The 23134-nt window shown below is 65.9% G+C and carries 27 protein-coding genes; 11 read left to right on the plus strand and 16 right to left on the minus strand.

What is annotated here, in order from left to right; genetic code table 11:
- Positions 1-13 precede the first annotated feature (13 nt).
- The 6 genes from G6N46_RS03910 to G6N46_RS03935 form a co-directional block, all read right to left on the minus strand.
- A complete protein-coding gene (locus G6N46_RS03910; RefSeq protein WP_061007354.1) occupies positions 14-244 on the minus strand; it encodes a hypothetical protein in 231 nt (76 codons plus the stop codon).
- A gap of 116 nt (positions 245-360) precedes the next feature.
- Positions 361-1485 (minus strand): DUF6286 domain-containing protein, encoded by a 1125-nt coding sequence (locus G6N46_RS29035; RefSeq protein WP_407665075.1) that lies wholly within the window; start codon positions 1483-1485, stop codon positions 361-363.
- Complete coding sequence (locus tag G6N46_RS03920; RefSeq protein ID WP_138249291.1) at positions 1482-1880, minus strand: Asp23/Gls24 family envelope stress response protein; 399 nt, start codon at positions 1878-1880, stop codon at positions 1482-1484. The genes G6N46_RS29035 and G6N46_RS03920 overlap by 4 nt, the downstream gene beginning before the upstream one ends.
- Positions 1873-2052 carry a hypothetical protein gene (locus G6N46_RS03925; RefSeq protein WP_061007357.1) on the minus strand — a complete coding sequence of 60 codons (180 nt, stop codon included), beginning with the start codon at positions 2050-2052 and terminating at the stop codon, positions 1873-1875. Before G6N46_RS03925 ends, G6N46_RS03920 begins: the two co-directional genes overlap by 8 nt.
- 100 nt (positions 2053-2152) lie before the next feature.
- Positions 2153-2479: an Asp23/Gls24 family envelope stress response protein gene (locus tag G6N46_RS03930; protein WP_061007358.1), complete on the minus strand. Its 327-nt coding sequence runs from the start codon at positions 2477-2479 to the stop codon at positions 2153-2155.
- Positions 2469-2933, minus strand: a complete 465-nt coding sequence (locus G6N46_RS03935) for an Asp23/Gls24 family envelope stress response protein (RefSeq protein WP_061007359.1) — start codon at positions 2931-2933, stop codon at positions 2469-2471. Before G6N46_RS03935 ends, G6N46_RS03930 begins: the two co-directional genes overlap by 11 nt.
- 194 nt (positions 2934-3127) lie before the next feature.
- Between G6N46_RS03935 and G6N46_RS03940 the strand changes: the two genes are divergently transcribed.
- Both G6N46_RS03940 and G6N46_RS03945 read left to right on the plus strand, forming a co-directional pair.
- On the plus strand, positions 3128-3700 hold the full coding sequence (locus tag G6N46_RS03940) for an RNA polymerase sigma factor (RefSeq protein WP_133427404.1): 573 nt from the start codon (positions 3128-3130) through the stop codon (positions 3698-3700).
- Positions 3697-4155, plus strand: coding sequence for a hypothetical protein (locus tag G6N46_RS03945; RefSeq protein WP_133427403.1), 459 nt, complete (start codon positions 3697-3699; stop codon positions 4153-4155). Before G6N46_RS03940 ends, G6N46_RS03945 begins: the two co-directional genes overlap by 4 nt.
- Here the strand turns inward: G6N46_RS03945 and whiA are convergent.
- A complete protein-coding gene (whiA, locus tag G6N46_RS03950; protein WP_061007379.1) occupies positions 4121-5089 on the minus strand; it encodes a DNA-binding protein WhiA in 969 nt (322 codons plus the stop codon). The two genes, G6N46_RS03945 and whiA, sit on opposite strands and share 35 nt — an antisense overlap.
- A gap of 65 nt (positions 5090-5154) precedes the next feature.
- Positions 5155-5616: a hypothetical protein gene (locus G6N46_RS03955; RefSeq protein WP_138249290.1), complete on the minus strand. Its 462-nt coding sequence runs from the start codon at positions 5614-5616 to the stop codon at positions 5155-5157.
- 458 nt (positions 5617-6074) lie between these two features.
- Between G6N46_RS03955 and G6N46_RS03960 the strand changes: the two genes are divergently transcribed.
- Positions 6075-6632: a helix-turn-helix domain-containing protein gene (locus tag G6N46_RS03960; protein WP_174814015.1), complete on the plus strand. Its 558-nt coding sequence runs from the start codon at positions 6075-6077 to the stop codon at positions 6630-6632.
- A gap of 33 nt (positions 6633-6665) precedes the next feature.
- Here the strand turns inward: G6N46_RS03960 and G6N46_RS03965 are convergent, their stop codons facing one another.
- Entirely contained in the window at positions 6666-7271 is a 606-nt protein-coding gene (locus G6N46_RS03965) for a TetR/AcrR family transcriptional regulator (protein ID WP_138249289.1), read from the minus strand.
- Positions 7272-7490: 219 nt separating this feature from the next.
- Between G6N46_RS03965 and G6N46_RS03970 the strand changes: the two genes are divergently transcribed.
- Together G6N46_RS03970 and G6N46_RS03975 are read left to right on the plus strand one after the other, a co-directional pair.
- Entirely contained in the window at positions 7491-7922 is a 432-nt protein-coding gene (locus G6N46_RS03970) for an MmpS family transport accessory protein (RefSeq protein WP_226522158.1), read from the plus strand.
- Positions 7919-10798: an MMPL/RND family transporter gene (locus tag G6N46_RS03975; RefSeq protein WP_138249288.1), complete on the plus strand. Its 2880-nt coding sequence runs from the start codon at positions 7919-7921 to the stop codon at positions 10796-10798. The genes G6N46_RS03970 and G6N46_RS03975 overlap by 4 nt, the downstream gene beginning before the upstream one ends.
- On the opposite strand, the gene G6N46_RS03980 is transcribed toward G6N46_RS03975, so the two are convergent.
- On the minus strand, positions 10785-12386 hold the full coding sequence (locus G6N46_RS03980; protein WP_138249287.1) for an FAD-binding protein: 1602 nt from the start codon (positions 12384-12386) through the stop codon (positions 10785-10787). The two genes, G6N46_RS03975 and G6N46_RS03980, sit on opposite strands and share 14 nt — an antisense overlap.
- A gap of 120 nt (positions 12387-12506) precedes the next feature.
- Here G6N46_RS03980 and G6N46_RS03985 point away from each other — a divergent pair, with 120 nt between their 5' ends.
- Positions 12507-13106 carry a TetR/AcrR family transcriptional regulator gene (locus tag G6N46_RS03985; protein WP_234880656.1) on the plus strand — a complete coding sequence of 200 codons (600 nt, stop codon included), beginning with the start codon at positions 12507-12509 and terminating at the stop codon, positions 13104-13106.
- Between the two features lie 246 nt (positions 13107-13352).
- Positions 13353-13781 (plus strand): hypothetical protein, encoded by a 429-nt coding sequence (locus tag G6N46_RS03990; RefSeq protein ID WP_234880655.1) that lies wholly within the window; start codon positions 13353-13355, stop codon positions 13779-13781.
- Positions 13782-13838: 57 nt separating this feature from the next.
- On the opposite strand, the gene G6N46_RS03995 is transcribed toward G6N46_RS03990, so the two are convergent.
- The 3 genes from G6N46_RS03995 to G6N46_RS04005 are packed head-to-tail and all read right to left on the minus strand — an operon-like array spanning position 13839 to position 15227.
- Positions 13839-14135 (minus strand): DUF1330 domain-containing protein, encoded by a 297-nt coding sequence (locus G6N46_RS03995; protein WP_061007370.1) that lies wholly within the window; start codon positions 14133-14135, stop codon positions 13839-13841.
- A 26-nt stretch (positions 14136-14161) separates the two neighbouring features.
- Positions 14162-14725 carry a hypothetical protein gene (locus tag G6N46_RS04000; RefSeq protein WP_138249286.1) on the minus strand — a complete coding sequence of 188 codons (564 nt, stop codon included), beginning with the start codon at positions 14723-14725 and terminating at the stop codon, positions 14162-14164.
- Positions 14726-14735: 10 nt separating this feature from the next.
- The gene (locus tag G6N46_RS04005; RefSeq protein ID WP_061007371.1) at positions 14736-15227 is read right to left on the minus strand and encodes a universal stress protein; all 492 of its coding nucleotides are present in this window, start codon (positions 15225-15227) and stop codon (positions 14736-14738) included.
- Between the two features lie 233 nt (positions 15228-15460).
- On the opposite strand from G6N46_RS04005, the gene G6N46_RS04010 reads away from it, so the two are divergent.
- Positions 15461-16144, plus strand: a complete 684-nt coding sequence (locus tag G6N46_RS04010; protein WP_064858237.1) for a VC0807 family protein — start codon at positions 15461-15463, stop codon at positions 16142-16144.
- Here G6N46_RS04010 and G6N46_RS04015 read toward each other — a convergent pair.
- Both G6N46_RS04015 and G6N46_RS04020 read right to left on the minus strand, forming a co-directional pair.
- Complete coding sequence (locus tag G6N46_RS04015) at positions 16092-17090, minus strand: Gfo/Idh/MocA family protein (protein ID WP_138249285.1); 999 nt, start codon at positions 17088-17090, stop codon at positions 16092-16094. The genes G6N46_RS04010 and G6N46_RS04015 overlap by 53 nt on opposite strands.
- A 7-nt stretch (positions 17091-17097) precedes the next feature.
- Positions 17098-18474 carry an L-serine ammonia-lyase gene (locus G6N46_RS04020; protein WP_138249284.1) on the minus strand — a complete coding sequence of 459 codons (1377 nt, stop codon included), beginning with the start codon at positions 18472-18474 and terminating at the stop codon, positions 17098-17100.
- Between the two features lie 174 nt (positions 18475-18648).
- Between G6N46_RS04020 and G6N46_RS04025 the strand changes: the two genes are divergently transcribed.
- Together G6N46_RS04025 and G6N46_RS04030 are read left to right on the plus strand one after the other, a co-directional pair.
- A complete protein-coding gene (locus G6N46_RS04025; RefSeq protein ID WP_138249283.1) occupies positions 18649-19428 on the plus strand; it encodes a DKNYY domain-containing protein in 780 nt (259 codons plus the stop codon).
- Positions 19429-19487: 59 nt separating this feature from the next.
- Positions 19488-19880: a hypothetical protein gene (locus G6N46_RS04030; RefSeq protein WP_234880654.1), complete on the plus strand. Its 393-nt coding sequence runs from the start codon at positions 19488-19490 to the stop codon at positions 19878-19880.
- Positions 19881-19889: 9 nt separating this feature from the next.
- Here the strand turns inward: G6N46_RS04030 and G6N46_RS04035 are convergent, their stop codons facing one another.
- Positions 19890-21782 carry an HNH endonuclease signature motif containing protein gene (locus G6N46_RS04035; RefSeq protein ID WP_138249282.1) on the minus strand — a complete coding sequence of 631 codons (1893 nt, stop codon included), beginning with the start codon at positions 21780-21782 and terminating at the stop codon, positions 19890-19892.
- A gap of 94 nt (positions 21783-21876) precedes the next feature.
- On the opposite strand from G6N46_RS04035, the gene G6N46_RS04040 reads away from it, so the two are divergent.
- Entirely contained in the window at positions 21877-23079 is a 1203-nt protein-coding gene (locus G6N46_RS04040) for an MFS transporter (protein WP_138249281.1), read from the plus strand.
- The last annotated feature ends 55 nt before the right edge of the window (positions 23080-23134 follow it).

Here is a 23134-nt window from a genome sequence, read left to right on the forward strand (position 1 = left end):
CGCTCCTCCTGGCTCAAGATTTCTTCGACGGGATGACGATCACGACGATCAGCGTCAAGATCGAGAAGAACAACCCCAGAATCCCCCAACCGAGGGCGCTTCGGCCCTTCGTGCCGGCGATCACCGCACAGATGATCGCGGCGATGACGCTACCGATGGCAACGAAGATTCCCTTGATGCCCCGCAGGATGAAGCCGGCTGCTTCGGGCTGGCTCTGCAGGGCCAATACCAGTTCGTGGACCATCTCGATTCCTCACACTGAGTGACGCGCCGACGGCATCAGCTGACTCAGCTATTCCCGGAAGCGGGTTCTTCCAAACGTTCGCCCGGCACGAGCTACCGCCCCATCGGTGCGCAAGATCAGGCGGAGCGTTTGGCTTTGGCGATCTGCAGGATCGCGCGCGCGGCCACCGTCTTGCTGGTGCCCCGGTGACCCGGGCGATGTCGGCAAGGGTGGTGTCGATCGCGGAGATGACATCGGCCAGCCCCGCCGGTTGTGCCGTGGTCACGGTCAATTCCACTGTCGAACTGCCGCGGTCGGCGATCGCTTTTCCCTTGGCGGACTGCACATTCGAATCCTGTGCCAATGCGGCGGCCGCCGCCGCCGCAACGCCGTCGAGGTTCACGGTGATGAATCCCGGCTCGCTGGTACCTGGAACGCGCAGGACCTGCGCCTTCCGGACCGGCACATGCGCGATGAGCCAGACCAGCCCGAGTATCAACAGCAACGCGCCCGCCCCAGCCAGTTCCCACGGCCACCACGTCGACGAGGTGACCCGCTCGGCCGGCCCCGTACTGATCTGTTCTGGAGCCGCATGCACCACATGCGTCGGCCACAGTGCCGCAGCGGCGCCCACACACGCCACGACGACCCCGGCGACCAGAGTCGCCGCGCGATCCACGAGGTCGGTCGGCAGCAGGCTCATGCAGCCCCGCTCGTACCGATGCGAACGACGATTTTCGGTGTGGGAACAAGGATTTCGGTCGCGCTACCCACCGCGGCGGCGATGGAGCCCTTCGCCGCGGCGTCGGATTCCATACCGGTGTTTCGACGTACATGGTGACCTTGCGACGAGTGGCCGCCGAGTTCAGCACCTCCACGCCCGGCACGCAGGACGCCGCGTGCGATGCCAGCCGGGCCACGTCGCGCGGGCGCATCCACACCGATCCCGCGGCGTCGACGGCGACGACGGTCTTACGTCGCGGCCGCACCGCGACCACCACCAGCCAGAGGCCGAGGATCAGTGCCACGGCACCCGCGGGCACCATCCACCACTGACTCCGCAGACCGTTCAATGCTGTTATGGCCGCACCGATCCACGGTGCTCCGTCGACCCAGCCCAGCTCGATTCCGGCTTCCCGCAGGGACACCGCCCCGCCGAGCATGACGACCAGTGCCAGCGCCACGGCAACGTACCGGGCCGTGGCCGCAGCGACCGGGGACCGGCCGGGTGCGGGGAGCGCAAAGTTGTCGGCAGTCATCATCGGATCCTTTTCGTGTCCTTGGCGACGGTGCTCAATTGCGCGACGGTGACGTCGACACGGTCGACCTGCAGTCCGCCCATGCTCGACAAGGTCTGCGCGACATTGCGCTGCACTGCATGTGCGACGGCCACCGCCGGTGCCGGCCAGGCCACCGTCACCTTGAGGTGTGCGGTGACCCGGTCGCCGGTGACCGTCAGCTGCGCCTGAGGCAGCGACCTGCCCGGGATTTTGGCGCGTCCTTCTGGGAACGGCAGCACGTCGGGGGTATCGAGCGCGGCGCGGATGGCAAGCCGATGCGCGACCTTCTCCCGGACGGTCAGCGTGCCGCGCGTGCCGGCGTCGTCCTCGGAATCATCCTGCGCTGCAGCAGTTTCGACAACCTCTGGTTCAGTCACGGTCGCGTCTCCGTAACAGGGCGGACAGATCGAGTTCGCCGTCGCGGTGTGCGCCGATCAGGTAGCCCGCCGCGCCGAGAAGCAACGCGATGAGAAACCCGCCGAGGCCGCCGGCGGCCGCAGCGATGCCGAGTAGCAGACCGGCAACCAGACCCAGCGTCGATGAGGTCATGATGTGAACCTTCCGCGTTACGAAGTTGTAGTGGCACTTGAGAGTTCGTAGCCCGTGGTGGGGCGGCGCGCCCCTCGTCGCGCCGCCACACCACGGCGGTCTACAGCAACCCTCGACCAGACGTTGGTGTCACCGGCACGAGATCTTCGATCGTGACGTCGACCGGTAGTTGGATCAGCTCGGCGACGGCGCGCTGAATTGCGGTCGCGGTGGGCCGCACCGGCACACCGAGCACCAGACTCACGTGTACGTCGACCCGGTCCGCCGCGATCCGGACGCCCGATACCCGGCGCCCCGGCAGGTAGGTCGCCACCTCGCCGAACATGCCGGCATGCAAACCGGCCACGCCCTCGACGGCAGTCACCGCAGCGGCAATGCGTTCGGCGTCCTCGAGAACTCCATCCCCCGCCGGGGCATCACTGGACACGGGCGGGAGCGGCGTCGGCGTCGTCACCGCTGTCACCGTCCAGATGCACGTCGTGGACGGTGATGTTGACTTCCGTGACCTCGAGGCCCGTCATGCGTTCGACCGCGGCGATGACGTTTCGCCGGATGCCCGCTGCCAGGTCGGCGATTGCCACGCCGTACTCGGCAACGATGTCGATGTCGACAGCTGCCTGCTTCTCACCGATCTCGACCGATACGCCCTGGCTCTGGTTGACGCTGGCGCCGGGGATCCGCTCGCGGAGCGCACCGACCATCCGCGACGCCCCGCCGCCCAGGTCATACACGCCGCTGACCTCGCGGGCCGCGATCCCGGCGATCTTGGAGACCACCACGCCCGCGATGGTCGTCTTGCCCTGCGAGCTCACCAACGGTGAACCCTGGTAAGGGCTGACTTCTTTGCCGGACGGCTCCGTGTCGGCCTGTGCGCTGGTCATCACCGCTCCCCTTTCGACGTCGTTACATGGGTAGTCGTTACTCAGAACTCGAACCGAACGTCCCATTTGAGTGATTCAGGACACATCGCAAATCTACTCAGCCGAACTTGTCTCAGACAGCCCGGAGGGCATTCAATTCTGGTACGAAGGCCTATATTTCAGGAGCGGTGGAGCGTAACTGAGAGCGGAGTGTGGTGACAGCGCCAACCGGTGGCGACCTACGCGACGCTGACGACGAGGCCTTACGGGCCTCGGCGGTGGTCGGTGATCGCGAAGCGTTCGACATCATCGTCAACCGCTACGGCCCGGTGCTCTACCGGTACGCGCGGCGAATGCTCGCCTACGAGGCCGACGTGCCGGACGTCGTGCAGGACACCTTCGTTGCCGCGTGGCAGCAGATCGGCTCCTTCCGCGGAAGCTCATCACTGCGAACGTGGCTGTTCGCGATCTGCTACCGGAAGATCGCCGACACGCACCGGCTCAAACGCGCACGGCCAGTTGAAGATTGGGTACTGGAACCACTGGCGGGACCTGACACTTCCGCGGATCCCTTCACCGCGGCATCCAATGCCGCCTTCCTGGACGCCCTCGAGCTGGCGCTGGGCGAACTGCCGGTGCGCCAGCGCGCGGTGTGGATGATGCGGGAGGTCGAGCAGATGACGTTCCCCGAGATCGGCGAGGTGCTCCACCTCAGCCCCGACGCGGTGCGCGGTCACCACCACCGGGCTGTGAAGACTTTGCGAGTTCTGTTGAGGAGGTGGCAGTGACAGAGCCTGATCCCTTCCTGCACAGCGCAGCTTCATACCTGAGAACTGTGCCCGAACCCGGCTGGGACGCCATCAGCGACAGGGTGCGCGCGGCGGTGCATGCAGCGAGCCGGGTGGGTTGGCCCATCCGCGCGTCGCGGGATGCCGGCGCCGGCGTCGTGTACATCACCGACCACGCTCTGCGCAGCCTGCTGGCCCGGGAGTTGCGTCGCAGCTTCGTCTGCCAGCCGACCCGCATCGCTTTCACCCTGGACGGCGCCGTACTGCGTGCCATCGACATCGACGTCACCGGAAGCTACGGAACCCAACTGCGCGACCTCGGCGACGACATCCGCCGGCTGGTGCTCGACACGATCCGAACCATCCTCGACGACCTCGACCAGGACGGCAGCAGTCCGGCCGGCCCGATCGACGTCACCATCACGGATGTTGTGGAGGGTGACCCACTGGGGTGACGTCCGCACTGGTGTCGGCGATTCCGGCTCGCTGGGCTTCGCGGTCGGCCATTCCCAGCACCCGCCGGAGACGACCCGCGGCGGCGTGCTTCGTCAACGGCGGCTCGGCGAGCCGACCCAGATCCTCCAACGACAGGTCAGGGTGCTGGACGCGCAAGCGTGCGATCTCGATGAAATGGTCGGGCGCCTTGTCGCCGAGGATTTCCAGCGCTCGTTGCGCCCGGATGGCAGTCGTCATCGCCGACTGCTGCGCGCGGCGTTGATTGGAGTCCACCAGTGCCGCGCCGGCCGTGGCGGTGCCGCCACGATCGCGGTACGACTGCCAGACCTCATGAGTCTGTTTGGCGCCAATGAGATTCAGCAGCGAGGAGATGGTGTCGGGGTCACGAACCGTGACCCGGTCGGCCCCACGCAGCTGTCGCGCTTTCACGTGGACGCCGAGGCGTCGCGCGGCCCCCGTCAGCGCCAAGGCGGCTTCCATACCAGGGCATTCCACCTCCAGGCCCCGTGCGCGACCGGCCAGAGCCAGCGATCCCCGGGCGAGAAACGCGCCACGCCAAACGGCTTCGGCATCGGCCCTGCTGCCGCCCACGATCTGCGCGGGCATCCCCCGGACCGGCCGCCCCCAGCGGTCGATGAGTCCGGTCCATCGGGCGACGTCCTCCGCCTGGTGAGCGACGTGCACCAAGTAGCGACGACGCGAACCGACGCTCGGCAATACGCGTACCTCGGGCGCGGACCCGCACAAATCTTTGAGGTCCCGGCAAACTCGGCTGGCGACGGATTCGCGGTCCACGTCAGCGTCGATCACGACGCGCCCGTTGGCCACCCGAAGTCCGCCCGCGAACTGCAGCAGCGCAGTCACTTCGGCCTTGCGCGCAGTGGGCAGGTGCACCACGGTACTGGCGAGCTCGTCTTTTACTCTCGGTGTCAACACCACAAATCCCCCACAACACATCGATTCCTTGATCGCCACCACACCGAGAATCGCGAAGGGGCTCACCGACCGTCATGCGACGCCGAACGCACCACATCAATTCCCCGCGTGTCGGCGAGAAGCCTGCGCAGGTAGTTCCGCTGGTCAAAGGTCAGTCGCTGCAGAAAGTTTGCCAGAGCTGACGCTTCGGTGCCGTCGTCGGGCATGTTCAGAGGAAAGACGACCCACACCGACTCCCCGTCCGTCACCTCGATCTCAGCGATGAACCCGCCGCCGGCGAGCTGCTCTCCCAGCGCGCGCAACCGCCAGCCCTGCGCCTGGAGAGCGTTGGCCCACCAATACGCCACCCGAACGGAACGATGTGGCTGACAGATCATGCCTGGGATGTGCGCACTGTTGCGCGACGCGGGACGTGGCCGCCTCGACAGCTGCGAGCCAATCAACGCCGCCGGCACGTCTGCGGCCTCTTCAGCCCATCCTGCGCAATCGTCCTGTGAGCAGCCTTGCCGTCCAACAGAATTCATTCAAGTCCCCATATCGTGCACGGCGTCTCCGTTGGCCTGCACCACCGGCAGACTCTTGACCCGGTTGCTCGGTGGCGGCGCACCAGCAACCACCAGACGACGAACCCTCACAACGGCAGTTACGGCTATGTGAGCAGCACCCCGGCCGACACGACACTCCGCGGTACCCGCGGCAGAACACGAATCACTGCATCCCCCTTGAGAAGACCGGCCCCAAGCCCCCCGGCTTTACTGGCACTCAACTGATGTCACGAGAATTCCATGAACCTACCGAAGCGTCAACTCTTCGCAAACATTAGCTGTCGTTGCATTCACAGGAAAGTGAGCTAACGTTCGTGCGACGGGCGCGCGCCCGAACCTCACCCTGTGGCGTCTGGCCCAGGCGCCGCACCCCCGGGCGGTCACTGACTGAGTCAACGTAAGTCATTGCACTGCAGCTTGATTCGAGGGGGAATCCGATGGTCAACAAGACAAGTCGCCAATATTCGGTGGGCGCAGCCACTTTCGCCGAACGACTCAATCGACTGTTCGCCGCCGGCTGGCCGCCAGGGCGGGGGCCGTATCGCAGTTTCGAGGTGACCGGAGCCCTCGCCCGCCGCGGGTACCAGTTGTCGGCGCCCTACCTGTCGCAACTCCGTTCGGGCACCCGGAAGTACCCGTCCCCGCACACGGCGGAGATGTTGGCCGAGTTCTTCGGCGTAGAAGTCGCGTACTTCGATCCCGATACCAGCTATGCGCGGATGATCGACGCGGAACTGGCGTGGCTCGAACTCGCCCACGACAAGACCGTCCGCGAGCTCACCACGGCACTCATGACGCTGACATCCGATCAGCGCGAAATACTATTGGGATCCGGGCCGAGTCCGATGCTGCAACAACAGGATTCGTCTCATGGGGAGACCCAGCCGTCGGGACGTACGGGCCGGGTGTGTTCAGGCTTGATCTCGTCGCCGTCGGGCGATTGGTACTGCAACCTCGGCAACGGCACGCCGCTACGCAGTGCGACCATGAGGTGAAACAGCTTCTCCCCCTTGGGATCGCCGACCGCGTCAGCTCATCGAGCGGCGGCCGGTGAGACTGGGCAGCAACACGTCGTCGACCAGGATCCGTACGGTGTCCTCGGTCGGCGGTCGATCGGAGACCAGCGCCCGGAACACCAGATACCCCGGCAGCAGATCGAATATCTCCTCATTGATCGCCGCGGCGTCGATCTCGCCGCGTTCGACGGCATCGGCGAGAACTCCGTCCAGCACCAATTTGCGCTGCAGGACGAACTTCTCCTGCATCACCGCCTGCAGACCCGGGCTGTGTGACATCTCGTTCAGCACCGCCCGCATGGTCGGCGTGTGTTCACGCGCCTGTTCGCAGGTGGCCCGCCCGATCTCCAGCAGGTCTCCGCGCAGCGAGCCGGTGCGGGGTGGCACGGCGGATTGCCGAATGCCCTCGATGAACGCGGCCAGCACCAGATCGGCCTTCGACGGCCAGCGCCGGTACATCGTCGCCTTGCTCGCTTTGGCCTTGGTCGCCACGGCTTCCACACTCAACCGGTCGTAGCCGTGCTCCCGTAACAGTTCGAGTGTGATGGCCAGCAGTTCGGCTTCCCGCTCACTCCATGGGCAGCCGAGGCTCTCGGGCATGTCCTCTGACATCGCCATGCCCCTTTCTGCCGCACTCACCCAAGATGGAATACCAGAGTTACACCGTGGCGTTGCACTTCGTTGCGGCAATGTGCTCAGGCTTTTGCTCATATGTCAATCCGGTTGCGATCGCACGTACGGTACCGTACCGTTCTGCGTTACGGGACGATTTGACGAGGTTGCTGCGGCTGTTCGTCAACGGGGGCGTCGAAAGGCTGTGGCTTGAGCAAGTTTTCGGTGAGCAAGTTGGCGCGCCGGCAGTGGATCGCCATCGTGGTGGTCGTGGTGATCGCCTTGGTCGCGTTCAGTGTCGACCGGTTGCGGGGCATCTTCGGTTCCGACAACGAGATCTCACGGCCCGGTTCAGAGGCCCTGGAGAACACCGGCTACAACCCGAAACGGGTGTTGTTCGAGGTGTTCGGTTCACCGGGATCCACGGCCACGATCAATTTCCTGGACATCAACGCACAGCCGCAGCGCGTCGAAAACGTCACCCTGCCGTGGTCGCAGGCCCTGACCACCGACGATCCGACGATGTACGCCGATCTCCGAGCGCAGGGTGATGGCAGCACCATCGGCTGTCGCATCACCGTCAACGGCATCGTCAAGGACGAAAGGTCCACGAACCACGTGAACGGTTACATCGCCTGCTTGGACAAGACGGCATGAGCGAGCATCGCAGCGACGCCGCCGTCGAGGGTGCCCTGCCGGCACGGCTCATCCGCAAGTTCGCACTGCCGATCCTGCTGATCTGGATCGCCATCGCCGGCGTTTCCAACACCATCTCGCCGCAGCTCGAAGTGGTCGGCTGGGAGCGTTCGGTCGGGCAGAACGCACCCGATGCGCCGGGCATTCTCGCGATGCGGCACATCGGCGAGGTCTTCCACGAATTCGATTCCGACAGTGCGGCAATGCTCGTGATCGAGGGCGACAAGCCGCTCGGTCCGGAAGCCCACAACTACTACGACGGCTTGGTCAAGCGCCTCCAGGCCGACAAAGAGCACGTCGAGCATGTGCAGGACTTCTGGGGTGACCCGCTCACCGCCGGCGGCTCCCAGAGCAAGGACGGCAAGGCAGCTCTGACCCAGCTGTATCTGCGCGGTAATCAGGGCGAGGCGATGTCGAACATCTCCGTCGACGCCGTTCGCAAGATCGTCGCCGACGATCCGCCGCCGCCCGGTATCCGGGCGTACATCACCGGTGCTTCGCCGCTGGTGACCGACAACTTCGAAGTCGGTAGCGCCGGCACCAACGAGGTCACCGGTGTCACCTTCCTGGTCATCGGCATCATGCTGCTCTTCGTCTACCGCTCACTGGTTTCGATGGTCATCGTCCTGCTGACCGTCGCCATCGAACTCGCGGCGGCCCGCGGCGTCGTGGCGGTCCTCGCGCACGCCGGCGTCATCGGTCTGTCCACGTACGCGACGAACCTCTTGACCCTCCTCGCCATCGCGGCAGGCACCGACTACGCGATCTTCGTCGTCGGCCGCTACCAGGAGGCACGCGGCAAGGGCATGGACCGGATCTCGGCCTACCACGACATGTGGCATGGCACGGTGCACGTGATGGTCGGCTCCGGACTGACCATCGCCGGCGCCGTTGCCTGCATGCAGTTCACCCGGCTCCCCTACTTCCAGACGCTCGGCATCCCCGCCGCGCTCGGTGTCCTCGTGACGTTGGCCGCTGCGCTGACGCTGGGGCCGGCGGTGTTGTTGATCGCCACCCGATTCGGCCTCCTGGAACCCAAAGTCGCCCAACGGGCACGCGGCTGGCGCCGCATCGGCACCGCCATCGTGCGCTGGCCCGGTCCCATCCTCGTGGTGACCGGCGCGATCGCGCTCATCGGTGTGTTCGCGCTGCCCGGGTTCGAGGTCAGCTACGACAACCGCCCGTACATCCCGGCCAGCGCACCCGGTGTCGTCGGCATGGAAGCCGCCGAACGGCACTTCACAGAGGCGCGCATCAACCCCGAGCTGGTGATGATCGAAGCCGATCACGACATGCGGAATCCGGCGGACATGCTGATCCTCGAGCGCGCCGCCAAGGCCGTGCTCCACACACCGGGAATCGCTCTGGTGCAGTCGATTACGCGCCCGCTGGGGACGCCGATCACGCACAGCTCCATCCCGTTCCAGATCAGCGCCTCGAGTGCCAGCCAGATCATGAACCTGGGCTACCAGAAGGACCGCGCCAACGACCTGCTCAAGCAGGCCAACGAGATCGACAACACCATCAGCGTCCTCAAGCAACAGCTGTCGTTGCAGAAGCAGAGCGCCGAGGCGACCCACGACCAGGTCGAGGCATTCCACGACACCGTCACAACGGTCAACGACCTGCGGAACAAACTCGCCGATTTCGACGACCAGTTCCGCCCGTTGCGCAACTACTTCTACTGGGAACCGCACTGCTTCGACATCCCCATGTGCGCGGCATTGCGGTCCGTGTTCGACTCGCTCGACGGCATCGCCGATCTCTCCGACAAGTTCGGCAACATCACCGCCAGCCTCGACAAGTTGGACGCCCTGCAGCCGCAGCTGGTGGCGCTGATCCCGCCGCAGATCGCGATCCAGGAACGCAATCGCGAACTGACACTGTCGAATTACGCGACCACCGGTGGCACCAACGCCCAGAGCGATGAGGCCCTGAAGAACGCCACTGCCATGGGCAAGGCGTTCGACGACGCCAAGAACGACGACACGTTCTACCTGCCGCCCGAGGCCTTCGACAACGCCGACTTCAAACGCGGGCTCAAGCTGTTCCTGTCGCCAGACGGCAAGGCGGCGCGAATGATCGTGACGCACCAGGGCAATCCCGCCAACCCCGAGGCCATCCCGCACATCAACGCGATCAAGGACGCGGTGTTCGACGCCCTCAAGGCGACACCCATGTCGGACGCCAAGATCTACATCGCCGGTATCGGCTCCACCAACAAGGACATCCAAGAGGGCACCAAGTACGACCTGTTGATCTCCGCGCTGGCGGCAGTCGCGCTCATCCTGCTGATCATGGTGATCGTGACCCGCAGCATCGTGGCCGCGGCCGTCATCGTCGGTACCGTCGTGCTGTCCCTGGGCGCCTCGATCGGATTGTCGGTTCTGGTGTGGCAGTACATCTTCGGCATCCATCTGTACTGGGTCGTGGTGCCGCTCGCGATCATCCTGCTGTTGGCCGTCGGCGCGGACTACAACCTGCTGCTGGTGTCCCGGTTCAAAGAGGAGATGCATGCCGGCCTCAACACCGGCATCATCCGGTCGATGGGTGGCACCGGCAGCGTCGTCACAGCAGCCGGTCTGGTGTTCTCCGCAACGATGGCGGCGTTCATCTTCAGCCCGCTCGTAGGCCTCGGGCAGATCGGTACGACCATCGGTCTGGGTCTGCTGTTCGACACGTTGGTGGTGCGATCGTTCATGACACCGTCGATCGCCGCACTGCTGGGCAAGTGGTTCTGGTGGCCGCAGATCGTGCGCCAGCGCCCGGTGCCCGCCGCGTGGCCGTCGCCGCAGAAGTTCGACGACGACGACGACCTGTCGCTCAGCGAGCGCTGACCGAGCCGCGTCGGACGGCGTGCTGCGCGGCACGCCGTCCGGAGAACACACAGTCGGCGAGCGACAGCCCACTCACGTAGGAGTTGGCACAGATGCCGATAGCCGTGCGTCCCGCCGCGAAGAGGCCGTCGATCGGTTGTCCCTCAGGGGTTTTCACGGCGCCGGTGTCTTCGTCGACGATGAGGCCGCCGAGGGTGAACATCGGGCACGGATTGATCAGGCTGCGCTTGATCGAGATCGCGATCAGCGAGTACGGACCCTGTTCGATGGGGTGCACGTATTCGGCCGGCTTGCCCATCGGATCCGGGCGCCCCGCTGCCGCGGCCTCGTTGTGCTCAGCGACGGTCCGGCGCAGTCCAACCGGGTCGACGCCCGCCTTGGCGGCGACAGCTTCGATGGTGGCCGCCTCCACGCGATCGGTCCGCAGCATCGCTTCCATCTGCAGACGCTGAAACCAGATCGCCTGCTGCGGAAGCTGTTTGCGCGCCTGCTCGAGCAGCCACCGATCGGCCAGAATCCAGCCCCGCCCGTTGTGGCCCTGCACCATCGCGTTGCCGATGGCTGCGCCGTAACGGGTTTCGTCGATGAAGCGGTGCCCATTCTCGTTGACGACGAGCCCGCCGAGCATCGCACTGGGCGGCGTGATGAACCGCCACGCGGACACGTTATCCAGCCGATCCACGGCCGCGCCCACGTCGACAGCCAACTGCATGCCGCTGCCGTCGTCCGCGCTGGTGCCGAGCTGCAGGCCATCGCGATAGTCCGGAGCGTGCTGCTGGATCAACTCGCGATTGGCGATATATCCACCGGCGCAGAGGATTACACCTTTGCGGGCATGGACGTCGACCGTCCGGGCGTAGCGGCGTTCGAGGGCGGCCAGCCGCCGGTCCATCGCCGCGCGCAGCGGCGGGTAGTAGATACCGGGTTTCACGGACAGCGCGGCGTATGTCGCGTAGCGACGCTGCACCCACGCCGGCGCCTGCGCCAGGGTGCTGGTCCGGACCCCCACGACCCGGCCCTCGGCATCGGTCAGAAGTGACTCGGCTCGCGTGTGGAACATCGTGCGCACGCCCGCCCGATGCGCTGACGCAGCCAGCGGCTGATAGATCTTTTTGCCCGACGCGCCCGGACCCTTGGCGCGGTGGCCACGCTGTACCGGCGGCGTGAGCGCACGGAACTGCCCGGAGTTCTCACTGCCCGAGTAGTAAAGGTAGTACTTGTTGTTGGGGTACGACGTCTTGTAGGGACACACCGAGGCCTCGAACGGCACGCCGTGTGCGGTGAGCCAGTCGATCATCGCGGGGCTGCCGTCGACGAACCGCCGCAGTGTTTCCGGCCGCACCGAGTCGCCGACCTCGGCGTGCAGGTATTCGTACATGGCATCGGCACTATCGGTGATGTCCGCCTGACGCTGGACCCACGTGCCACCGCCGGCGTAGATGATCCCGCCCGACACCTGCGTGGCGCCGCCCCCGTTGAAACGATCGATGGCGAGGACGTCCGCTCCCTGAGCCCGCGCTTCGAGCGCAGCGCACACACCCGCGGCTCCGTAGCCGACCACAACGACGTCTGCGGTGACGCTGCTCATGGTGATCCCTTCCGACACGTCTAGAACTCGAGGTTTAGACTCTGAGTACAACATATCAGTTTGGATGTCGGTTCCACCGTCGCGAGGTCCCGCGGATCACTCCCTCGTACACTTCGACTCGTGGTTGAACAGACGGGACGCGCAGTGCCCGCGGCAGTGGCGAGCAAGCTCTATGCCGCGGCCGACCTGATCGCCGCCAAGGGCCTGGAAAACACGAAGATCGAAGAGATCGCCGCCGCGTCCGGTGTCCCGAAAGCCACGCTGTACTACTACTTCACCGGCAAGGACGACATCCTCGGCTTCCTGCTGCGGGATTCACTGGGCGACCTGGCTCGTGACGTTGCCGCGGCCGCCGATTCCACGGGAAGCGGGCGGGAACGGCTCATTGCAGTCATCACCGCGCAGGTCGCGCACACCATGAATCGGCCGGGGACGAGCATGGCACTGGTCGGTGACCTGGGCCGCGCCATCCGACTCCCCGACCTCGCTTCGGCGGTCCAGCACGCGTTCTACGAACCCATTTCCCGCGTGCTCGAGGCCGGCGCCGCGGACGGCACCTTGAAGCGTGTCGCGGATCCGCACACCGATGCGGTCACCATTTTCGGCGCGGTCATGATGACGGCGCTGTTGCACAACGCCCTGAGTTCAAACAAGACGCAACGCGACGTCGCCGGTGACGTCATCGACTTCGTCTTGAACGGCGTTGCCCCGACGCGCTAATCACGCCGCACGCGCCGGCATCGTGCCGTGGGTGGCGGTCGACACCTACCCCGGGAGTAGAAAGTCTTCGACCGATCTCCGACCACGGCACGATCCGGGCTGACCCCTCACCTCCATAGGCTGTTGAACACGTAGTGCGCCAATCTATTTCACGCACGAGCAAGAAGGTTCACAGTGAAAACCTCAGCGACCGTACGGGGCGAATTCGCGCGAGCCGTGGCCATATCGGCAGCATTGAGTGCGGCCATGACGATGGTGGCCACGTCGGCGTCCGCATCGCCGGCACATCGAATGTTCCTGCTCGCCAACCTGCACACCTGCGACTTCCAGCTGGTGACAACACAATTGGGTCGCGCAAGCGCGAAACCCTTCGCCGAGATCACCTCGGACGGGCGCATCGCGGTCGCTCATATCGACTTGACGAACGGCGCCGACGACGCGCGGTACGTGGTGCGGGTGATCCCGGCACCGCACGGCGTGCTGGGTTGTCTGCCCGGTGACCGCGGCATCACCACCGGCACACTCGTCACCGATGCCTTCGGTAGCGGCAGCATCACGCTGCAGGCGCCCATCCCGGCCGGCGCCACCGGCATGTGGCTGGCCGTGGACCTACCGTCTGCGCATTCGCAAATCCAGGAGGAGTTCTACAGCAGCAACTACATCGCGCCGGTCTGATCGGTCGCCGAATCGTCCCGCCGCGGGGTTGTTCGGTACGCCACCACTACGCCGCCACTACGGCGCACCGATTCCCTTGACGAGCAGGACGACGGCGTCGGATCCGGCCCGGCGATCGACCGAGATTTCCTGGTACTCAGGTGAATTCGCCCATGCACGGAACGACGACTCGTCGGGGAACGACATCAGGACCACCTTCTCGCGATCCCAGTCGCCTTCGATGACCGCGGGTGCCTCGTCTGCCGCGAGGATGGTCCCCGCGTATTGCGCGAAGACGCCCATGAACCGACTCTGATACCTGTCGTACGCGGGTCGATCTGTAAACCGAAGCTGCGCAATGGCATACACCGTCATGCGGGCACGCTACCCCGTCGGCGCCGTCAGACGCCGGTCCACGCGCTGGCGATGCGCTTACCGATGTCGACGACCTTCGCCTGCTGCGCTTCGGGCGCCTCGATCCGGCGGCCGACCTGCTTGGCGATGACGCGCTTGATCTCCGAATCGACGTCGGCCACGATCCGCAGCAGCTCACCCCGCAGCGTCTGCGATGTCACGTTCACGGTGATGTCTTTGCGCTCCGGCTTCGGGATGTCGATGATCAGCAGCAGCGGTTCGGCAGCGCGCGCCGTGGCGATCAACGCGATCTCGCCGTTCACTTCGAACCGGGAACGGTCCACACGCAGGTCGATGAGCAGATCGATGTCGAGGGGAATTCGAACGTCGAAAGCGATCATGTCGCCGTCTCTGCGTGTCACCTGTGGCTGCTCGATGCTGACCCGCGCCGTCACCCGCGCGATCCCGGCGGGGCCGGCCGGAAAGGGCCCGAGCTCAAAGGTGTCGCCGGCCATCGTGCCGAAGCCATCGGCAACGCGATCGGCGGTGACAGCGACCTCGAAGAACTCTCGGCCGAATTCCTCGTAGGTGGCAAAGTCGTGGGTCGACATCGGCACAAGGTCAGTCGACGGTGTGCACGATCAAGATGTCGATCTTGGCCTTGCGCGCAACGTCGGCGGGAACCGAGCCCAACAGGCGTCCTGCGGTCGTGTTCAGGCCGACATCGCCGACGACGATCAGGTCGGCGGCGACGTCGCGCGCCAGCGTGGTCAGCGCTTCGACGGGTGCGCCGATGACCGACCGCTCTTCCACGTCCTGGGCGCCCGCGCCACGCGCGAGTTCGCCTGCGTCGCGCAGAATCTCGTACACGTGCGCGTCGCCGTGCACCCGGTAGCCGGCGTCACGACCGAGTACGTCCTCGGCGCGACGATCACTGGCCTTTTCCGGTGCGGCCGCTCGTGCCCAGCTGCCCTTTTCGACTTCGTGGAAATGGGCCGTCGCGATCACCAGCTTCGCGCCCTGCTGAGCGGCGAACGTAGCGGCGTGCTCGACTGCCTTCATCGATGAGTCTGAGCCGTCAGTTCCGACCAGGACCGTCCGATAGCTACCCATGGCTGTCTCCTTACGGCAGTGACGTCGAGACGACATTAGCGCGGACAATCCGGTTGACGTGGACTTTTGGCGTGGCTCGGAGGTACGCGCCTTCAGTGGCTCCGCCGATCGGTGGACATCGGTTTCCTCCCCCTCATCAACCGGTCGCCCGACAGACCCGGGACTGCCCGAGCGAGACGCTGTAGGCATCGCTGCACGGCGACGCCACCGACTCGTCCGGGAAGGACATCTCCATGACCGCCATGTCGATCGACACCATCGAACCGGAGCCGGTCGACCGCCCGGATGCCGCCCGATCCGCCGCCAAACGCCGCGCGATCGTCCGGACCGTCCTCGAGATCGGCACGCCGCTGGTCGCCTTCTACGGCCTCCGCGCCACCGGGCATTCCGAGTACTTCGCGCTCCTGGCCGCGACGGTCGTCGCCGGTGTCCCGGTCGCGTACGGGCTCGTGCGGGTTCGTCGGCTCGATCCCTACTCCGGGTACCTCATGCTGATGTTCGGGCTCACCCTGGCCGTCGCCCTGGTGACGACCGATCCCCGGCTCGTGCTGGCTGGGCAGACGCTCGTCGGCGGTGTGGCGGCGGCGGTGTTCCTCGCCAGCTGCCTGCTCGGCAAGCCCATGACGCAGTTCGTCGCGGCCCGATTCATGCCGGCCACCACCGAGCACACTCCGACCACCGCGTTATTGGCGTTGCACGTCCGACTGAGCGCCGTCGTCGGCGTCGGCCTGCTGATTCAGGTGGCCGTCCTGCTCGGCATCATCTTCACGTTCCCGTTCGACGTCGCCAACGGCCTGGTCAACGCCGTCGGTTCGGTCGTCGTCCTGGCCATCGGCGCCGTGGTGGCCCTCATGGTCCGCCGCTTCAAGCAGGCTCTCGCACCGGAAGTCCGGCGGCCCGGTACACGGCATCGATGACGGTCATGTTCTCGACCGCGTCCTGCGGAGAGGTCTTGACAGGTTCACCACGCAAGACCGCACCGGCGAAGGCGTCCAGCTGATAGTCATAGGATGCGCGCCGCGGAAACCGTTCCACCCGTTTGCCTTTCACGGTGCGGACCGTCAGGCGGTGGTACAGCTGGGGCAGCACGGGATTGAACACCCGCAACTCGCCGTGGTCCCCGACGACCCGAGCGCTCATCTCGAGGAGACTCGTCGACCACATGCTGCAACGTATCCGTCCGGTATGCCCTGCGGGGTAACGCAATTCGGCGGTCATCGCACGGTCGACCTGCCGGTCCCGGAGTTTCGCCTGCGCCGATACGACCTCGGGAGTGCCACCGCCGAAGATGCGCGCCATGTGGATGGCGTAGCAGCCGGCGTCCATCGTCGCGCCGCCCGCCAGCGCGTAGTTGTACCGGATGTCGGAGAATTTGGGCAGCGGGAAGCACATCGCCGTCTCGACGTGCTGCAGCTTCCCCAATTCGCCTGAGGCGATGGTCTCCTCGACGCGCAGCGCCAGCGGGTGGTAGCGGTAGTGGAACGCCTCCATCACCACACGGTCGGAAGTGGCCGCGCGTTGGGCGATGTCGGCCGCCTCAGCGGCGTTGGCGGTGAACGGCTTTTCGCAGAGCACATGTTTACCTGCCTCGAGGGCAGCCCGAATCCACCTGCCGTGCAGCCCGTTCGGCAGTGGGATGTACACCGCGTCCAGCTCGGGATCCGCGATCAGGTCCTCGTAGGCGCTGTACGCCGTACCGATGCCATGGCGGGTGGCGAATGCGGCGGCCCGCTCTTCCTCGCGGGCTGCGACCGCGGCCACGACGACGTCGTCGCGGCCCTTGGCCGGTTTGATGAGCGCCAACGGCGCGATCCGGGCTGCGCCGAGGATGCCGATTCGTACCGGCGCGACTGTCTCGCTCATCAACGGCTCAGCATTCGACGACATTGACGGTCACTGCGAGGCCGCCAGTCGAGGTTTCTTTGTACTTGGAGCTCATGTCCATGCCCGTGGCGCGCATGGTTTCGATGACCTGGTCGAGGCTGACCCGATGGGTGCCGTCACCTCGCAGCGCCATGCGTGCGGCGTTGATGGCCTTGCCCGCGGAGATGGCGTTGCGTTCGATACAGGGGATCTGGACAAGGCCGCCAATCGGATCACACGTCAGCCCCAAGCTGTGTTCCATGGCGATCTCGGCAGCGTTCTCGACCTGTTGCGTTGTGCCACCGAGAATTTCCGCGAGGCCGCCCGCCGCCATGGAGGCCGCTGATCCGACCTCGCCCTGACAACCGACCTCGGCGCCCGAGATGGATGCGCGTTCCTTGTACAGCGACCCGATGGCTCCGGCGGTCAGCAGGAATCGAACCGTCGCGTCATCGGGGTCGGCCTTACCCGCGGCCGTGTAGTGCAAGGCATAGTGCAGCACGGCCGGAATGATGCCCGCGGCGCCGTTCGTCGGAGCTGTGACGACGCGTCCGCCCGAGGCGTTCTCCTCGTTGACCGCCAGCGCCACCAGGTTCACCCAATCCTCGGCGAACGCCGGATCCCGCTGCGGGTCTTCGGCATTGAGCCGCACGAACCAGTCCTTGGCCCGGCGACGGACCCGCAGGTTGCCGGGCAGGTAGCCGTCGCGCGACATCCCGTTGGTCGCGCAGGCGACCATCACGTCACGGATGTGCAGCAGACGCTCGCGCACCTCTGCCTCGGTGCGGGTCGCGGACTCCTGCGCCATCATCGCATCACTGATGGAGATGCGCTCACGGTCGGTGAGGGCCAGCAGTTCGGCTGCCGACGTGAAAGCGGCGGTCTCGCTGGTGCTTTCGGGTGAGGCGGCCATGGCCTGCTCGGTGAGGACAAAGCCACCGCCGACCGAGAAGTACGTTTCTCGGTACAGCACCCCGCCGTCCGCCGAGGTCGCCGTGACCGTCATCGCGTTGGGGTGACGGTCGAGTTGCTGCGTAGGGTGCAGAGCGATATCGGATTCGGTGAGGGCAAGCACGATTCGGCCACCGAGCCGGATCTTCCCCTCAGCTCGAATGACCGCCAGCCGCCGTTCCATCTCATCGGTCTCGATGGTGTCGGGCCGGTAGCCCTCCAGACCGAGCAGAATCGCCGGCATGGTGCCGTGGCCGCCGCCCGTGGCAGCCAGCGACCCGTACAGGTCGACGCGGACATCGACGACCTGGTCGACCACATTGCGCGCGCTGAGCTCGTCGACGAACATGCCGGCGGCTCGCATCGGCCCGACGGTATGTGAACTCGACGGCCCGATCCCAATGGAAAAGAGATCGAACACGCTGATCGTCATGACAACTCCAGATTGGGCGGGAACTGTTCGCCAGCGTACGCAGAAGCGCCAGCACCGAGACTCGGTCGCCGACATTGATCGTCATCGCCGCGCGGTACACCGCGAGTAGCGTCATCACGGCCGGGCGAACCGCTCTGCTCGAGGGACTGCGGATGGTCATCGAAAGGGGTCGACATGCGTTTGTTGGCTGCCGTGCTGTGCATCTCCGTGTCCACACTCGTCGGTGCGTGCAGTCCCAAGGTCGTCGGCGGGTACTACGTCGAGGACGGCAAGGTCTATTGGACAGCCGGCATCGACTCGTCACCCCGGGTGGTGGCAGGCGCTGACGCCGAGTCCTTCCACAAACTCTCGAGCGGCTACGCACGGGACAAGTCGCACGCCTACTACCGAGGGGCTCAGATCCCCGGTGCCGATGCCGCCACATTCGACTGGCTCAATTACGGCTGGGCCAAGGACCGCAACCACATCTGGGCCGGCACTCTGCCCCTCAGCAACGACCCCGACCATTTCGTGCCGATCAACAGCGATCTGGCAAAAGACGGTCAGAGTGTCTATTGCAAGGACCGCGAGATTTCGGACGACCCAGCGCACTTCAAGATCCTGCGCTTCTCCCCCGACGACCGAAACCTGGACTATGCCAAGGACATTCACACCGTCTACTACCGCTGCGAGGCGATCCCCGGAGCGAACGCGGCCACCTTCCGTCGCCTCAACGACAGCGTGTTCAATTACGCCGTCGATGATCAGCGCGCCTACTACCAGGACCGGGCTATCGTGGGCGCCGACCCACATACGTTCCGGGTGCTGTACGACACCGCCAACGAAGGCTGCGCCGCCGATGCGCAACACGCGTACCGCTGGGACACCGTCATCCCGAACGTCGACCCGCATGACTTCCCATCCGGTAAGCCTGTGACCGGGTGCGACGCGACGCAGGTTACGTTCGGGCCATGACAGCTGACCACGGAGAGCGTCGTCGTCCGCGCCGGCTCCTCATCATCGCGGCAGTGTGTGTGCTGACACTGGCGGTCGTCGCGGTGATCGGCGTGAAAACCCGCGGTTTCGGCCTCATGGGTCCGGAGCCGCGTGCTGCGCAAGACGTCGCCCGCGACAGATGCCAGGCCGACGTGCGCAAGCAGTTGGCATCGCCCGATTCAGCCCAGCTTTCCGGCGTTCGGTCGGTTGCCGGTGCGCTGGAGACGGATGGACAGGACATGTTCCCGCTGATGATGGACGAGCCACTGAAAGGTGTTGACCACGGCCGCATCACGGTGTGGAACGTGTCGGGGACGATCGACGCCAAAGCCGAAGCCGGCGGCACGATTCATGACCCCTTCACCTGCCGCGCCTACTTCGTGGACGGCAACCTGGCCGACACCTTGGTTCTGTTCGACCACGCACACTAGCCATCTGAGTCACCGCGGTGGCGGGATGCCTTGTTGCTCTGCCGATTCGGCGGCCGCTGCGGCCTCTGCAGCTTCCCGTTCTTCGCGTTCTTTGCGTTGGCGGGCGAACGCTTCTCGCGCGGCCTCTTGTGCGTCGATGTCGGCTTGGTTCAGAGCGCGCTCGTAGGCGATCTGCTGGGCCTGATCTTGCGCGCGGGTGCGGCGCCGGATGGGCATCATGACGCTCCGGCCGGGAGCCGTGGCGGTGTCCAGATCGACGGTCTCCGGTGGTGGATTGGGCAGCGGTGTGTCGGTGACCGTGCGGGGGAACAAGATTCGGCTTTCGGGCACGCTGATGTAGGTATGGCCCGTCGGTGCGGTCCACACAATGCTCCCGTCGGGTTGTTGACGGTCCTGCCACCCGTCCGGGCCGCCGTAGAACGTTTTCAGTAGATGGTGTTTGCGGCACTTCGGGTTCAGGTTGCCCGGATGGGTGGGCCCGGCCGGCCACGGCACCGTGTGGTCGATATCGGAGGCGGTGGCCGGATGATCGCAGCCCGGGAACATGCACGTCATCGCCCGCATCCGCACGAATTCATCCATCGCGGCCGAAGGCCGGTACCGCGGCACCTCATCCAAATCGGCGGCGGAGGCGACCGAACGGACCTTCGCACCCCGGGCCACCAGGTCCGCCAACACTGTCGGCGGCACGACGCCACCGCCGAGGACATAGCCGACGGCTGTGCGTACCGGCGCCGGAGGCTTGACGGTAGTGGCCACCGCACGTGACGAGACCGGTGCCGGGCATGACTCTGGTGCCGGGCCGGCCGTTTGCGTGGGTGCGGTCTCGCTTGCCGGGGCAGCCGCAGAAGCGACAGGGTTTTTGGCAGGCCGCGAATCGGCCACCGGCGCCGGCTCGGACATAGGCATGGGCGTGGGCGCCATCTCATTCGCCGGCTCGGCTGCTGGCGCAGGTTCAGGTGCGAAGACCGGCTCGGGCGTGAACACCGGCTCGGGCGTGAAGACCGGCTCCGGCGCAGACGGGGCCGGCGTGGGCACCAACGGCGCGGCCGGGTCCCCACTGAGCAGCGGATCCGCCACCGGCGCCGGCAGCCCATTGGTCAGCACATGAATCATCACCGCCGCGGCGCGCGCATCCGGCCCAGCCGCCGGGCAGTCAGGATTGCCGCACTGGCAGGCCAGCCGATCCCCGCGGGCCGCCAGCACCCCCAAGGCATCGGCACGGCGCTGCCCGAACGTACGCGGATCGTTCTCACACACCTGCCGGGCCATCTCGGTCAACACCCGATCCAACAACTCCGCATCAGTAGCCAGCAGCGCACCCCAGATCGACGCCACCCCAGTCTCGTCATCAGGTTTGCCCACCCCGACCCCACGGCGGCGCGCCGCCGAACGCACCTTCAACACCGCCGCCGGGTCGAACTTCTGCACCCAACCGTCGATCTTCTTCTCGATCTTCTTGCGGGACAACCCCGCCCACTCCGACAACGCTCCCGCGAGCGCGGCGTCAATGACAGCCAGCGTGTTGGGGTCCTCCACCAGACGCGTGCGCCAGCAGATCGTGCCGACCGTCCGTGCCGAGACTCCGCCGTCGGCGAACACCGCCGCCACTTTGGGTAGCCGGAAGCGCAACGCCACGGCGATCGACAACTGCCCGGAGGCTTCGCGTTTCCCGAGGCCGAGGGCGGCGCCGACTTCGGCGACCGCAGCGTCCCAGCCATCACAGGCCCACCACTGCCGGCCATCCTGGTCATCGACACGCAGCATCGCCAGGTCGGCGACGGCCGTCAGCCGGCCCGCAGCGCACTGGTTTTCCACCCGCGCGAAATGGATCATCAAGTCGACCACGCCAGCATCGTGGACCGGCACACCGTCGACCCCGATACCAGCATGTTCGAACATCTGTTCGAGTCTACAGCCAGATCCCACCGCTGTCACGTGTTATGTCTCAAGACATCGGTGACACTTCCGCCTGGGTCCCGTGCACAATCGGTGCGTGACCGGCCGACCACTCAAGCCCTGGCACTTTGTCCTCGTCTTCGGCGTGGTGAGCCTGCTTGCCGACATGGTGTACGAAGGCGCCCGCAGCATCATCGGCCCCTATCTGGCCACCCTCGGGGCGTCCGCCGCCGTCGTCGGATTGGTCGCCGGCGCAGGCGAATTCATCGGATATGGGCTGCGGGTTGTCGCCGGCTATGCCGTGGCCCGGACCCAGCACTACTGGACCTGGACGATCACCGGCTACGCACTGACGGTGCTGAGCGTCCCGTTGATCGGCGTCACAGGATCGCTCGTACCGGCGCTGCTGCTGTATGGCACCGAGCGCCTGGGCAAGGCGGTCCGCTCGCCGGCCAAGGACACATTGCTGTCGCACGCGTCGACGAGCACGGGTCGCGGCAGCGCCTTCGGCGTACATCAGGCCCTCGACCAGACGGGCGCCATCGCCGGGCCGCTGCTATTGGCCGCGGTGCTGAGCGCTCACGCCGGCGACTACCGGATGGCGTTCGGAGTACTGATCGTTCCGGGCGTGCTCGTCCTGATCCTGCTGGGCTGGCTCCGCTTTCGCGTTCCCGATCCGCGGAGCTACGAAGAGGAGGCCATTCGGGAAGCAACCGAATCCGACGCCGCTGGCCCTGCGGTACCGAAGCGGTTGCCGGCTCGGTTCTGGCACTACGTCATCACGATCGGGGTGCTGTCGTGCGGCGTCGCCTCGTTCCCGTTGCTCGCATTCCACGCCCAACGCACCGGGCTGCTGTCTGACGCTCAGGTCCCCGTCCTCTTCGCGGTGGCGATGGCGGTCGACGGTGCGGCCGGTCTCGTGATGGGCCGGGTGTACGACAAGCGCGGGCCTGTCACTCTGGTCGCGGTGCCCATCGCCGCCGCGTTCTCCGCGATTGCCTTCACCGGCGACCGGACGCTGGTGTGGATCGGCGTTGCGGTGTGGGGCATCGTCAACGGAGTCCTCGACTCGACCGTGAAATCAGTCGTCACCGAATTGGTCCCGGCGAACACCAGGGCTGTTGCGTTCGGCTGGCTCGCCCTGTTGCGCGGTGTCGCGTTGCTCATCGCCGGCGGACTGCTCGGCGCGGTCTACGACATCTCCCCCACCTACACGATTGCGCTGATCGTGGTGGCGAACGTCATCGCACTGATCGGTTTGGTGCCCATCCTGCGCCGGATTCAGCCGGCCACCCACTGAGTAGTCGCCTGCTGGGACACAGTTTCGGCCCACGGGCCGGCGTGCCTGTCAACCC

The sequence above is a fragment of the Mycolicibacterium phocaicum genome, from assembly GCF_010731115.1.
Taxonomy (GTDB): domain Bacteria; phylum Actinomycetota; class Actinomycetes; order Mycobacteriales; family Mycobacteriaceae; genus Mycobacterium; species Mycobacterium phocaicum.